The 2,281-nt window shown below is 38.0% G+C and carries 1 protein-coding gene; it reads left to right on the plus strand.

Annotation, left to right across the window (positions count from 1 at the left end; translation table 11 throughout):
• Positions 1-831, plus strand: an 831-nt coding sequence (locus AC5KOD_RS02830) for an amidohydrolase (RefSeq protein ID WP_496913022.1), incomplete at its 5' end; no start/stop codon positions are given.
• Positions 832-2,281: the final 1,450 nt, after the last annotated feature.

The following is a 2,281-nucleotide window of genomic DNA, read 5'->3' on the forward strand; positions in this document are numbered from 1 at the left end:
ATGCGTTTATTGGTTGAGATCAAAGACGAGCTATCAGGACGGATTGTGTTCTTGTTTGAAGAAGGCGAAGAAATCGGCTCAGGGATTGATGCCATGATTGAAAGTCTTCAACCCTTAGGAATAGAGGCGATTTATGGCACCCATTTGACAGCCTTTATGCCAACGGGTCAAATCTGTTTGGATGGTGGCCCACGAATGGCCGGAGCCGCGGTGATTGACTTTGAAGTGGTTGGTCGCTCTGGTCATGGTTCACGACCTGATTTATCCATCAACCCGATTTTTGCGGCTGCGAACATCCTGATTGGCCTGACGAATGCGTGGGCCAATCAATTGGATGTGAGTAAGACAGTGACTCTTGGGTTAACTCAATTCCATGCAGGGAGTGCCAACAATGTCATACCTGATACAGCTTATATTGGGGGAAGCTTACGGTATTTTGATGTTGAAGAAGGACATAAAGCAATGGCCGTCTTAAAGGGAGTCGCAGAACACACAGCGGCTGCTCATAAATGCACCGTTCGTTACTTGGATGGTATGCGTTTTGCCACGATTCCGGTCTTAAATGATCCCTTACTGGCAGAAATTGCGCGACATGGGGTCAACGACTTGTATCCAGACAAGCTGGTAGAAGACATTCAATGGTACGCCTCTGAGTCTTTTTCGCACTATGCCAAAGTCGCGCCGAGTGTTTTTGCCTTTGTAGGAATTGGCAATCCAGAGGTTGGCAGTGGCGCCGAGCATCATAATGATTACTTTGATTTAGATGAGGATGCCTTGGCGTACAGCTTAGGGGCCACGGTGACGTTTGCGCTTAATTTTTTAACGGAGTAAGGGGAAATGAACAGTGAGTGATTAGGGGAAGTCGCTCGAGGTGGAAAGAGATTAATTAATCATGAATAGCTGTCTAGGATGAGTGATGGTAGTGGGGGATTCAACAGTTAACTGATGTTGTTTAATCAATGGCGAAAATACAGCTCATGTCTGGATTCAGTCGACATAAGTGATTGATGGATTATAGGGAAAATGGTTGATATAACAGTGGTTTTGTCAAAAGTTAACCTGTTTGTAAGCTGTCGTCTGAATGACCTTTTAGTAAGTTGTTAGTTGAATATCGTGTTATTAAATAATATGGGATGCTAGTTTCTTCTCAATAGTTAAACATTGTTGTTTTATTAAAGCGGAAAATATAGCTCATGTCTGGTCTCAGTCGACACAGGTGATTCATGAAATATAGGGGAAACAGTTGATATAAAAGTGATTCCACCAAAAGTTAACCTGTTTGTAAGCTGTCGTCTGAACGACTTTTTAGTAAGTTGATAGTTGAATAGTATGTTATTAAATGATAAAGAATACTAGATTTTTCTTTATTGTTAAAAGGAGTTATTTAATTAAAGTGGAAAATACAGCTCATGTCTGGATTCAGTTGACATAAGTGATTCATGAATTACAGGTAAATGGCTGATATAATAGTGTATGTATCAACTTTCTCCTTGTTTGTAAGCTGTCGTCTGAACGACTTTTTAGTAAGTTTATAGTTGAATAACATGTTATTAAATGATAAAGAATACTAGACTTTTCTTTATTTTTAGAAGGTGTTATTTAATTAAAGCGGAAAATATAGCTCATGTCTGGATTCAGTCGACATAAGTGAGTCATGAATTATAGGTAGAACAGTTGATGTAACAGTGTATGTATCAACTGTCCCCATGTTTATTAGCTGTCGTCTGAACGACTTTTTAGTAAGTCGCTAGTTGAATAACATGTTATTAAATGATAAAGAATACTAGATTTTTCTTTATTTTTAAAAGGTGTTATTTAATTAAAGAGGATAATTTAGCTCATGTCTGGATTTAGTCGACATAAGTGAGTCATGAATTATAGGGAAAATAGTTGATGTAACAGTGTGTTTATCAACTATCCTCATGTTTGTAAGCTGTCGTCTGAACGACTTTTTAGTAAGTTGTTAGTTGAATAGCGTGTTATTAAATAATATAGGATGCTAGTTTCTTCTCAATAATTAAACGCTGTTGTTTAATTAAAGCGGAAAATCTGACTCATGTCTGGTCTCAGTTGACACAGGTAATTAGTTGGTTAGAGGTCAAATACTGTTGTATTAGTGATTTAGCCAACTAGTCAATAGTTTATCAGCTGTCAACTGAGAGACTTTTCTGTAAGTTACTAATTGATGATAGTGTTATATTAACTTGATTAGCGATAAAGACAATAGGAGACTTGTGTTAGATTATCTTAGTTGACCTAACACGAGCTATCTCGATATCTT

The sequence above is a fragment of the Vagococcus sp. WN80Y genome (genome assembly GCF_059621045.1).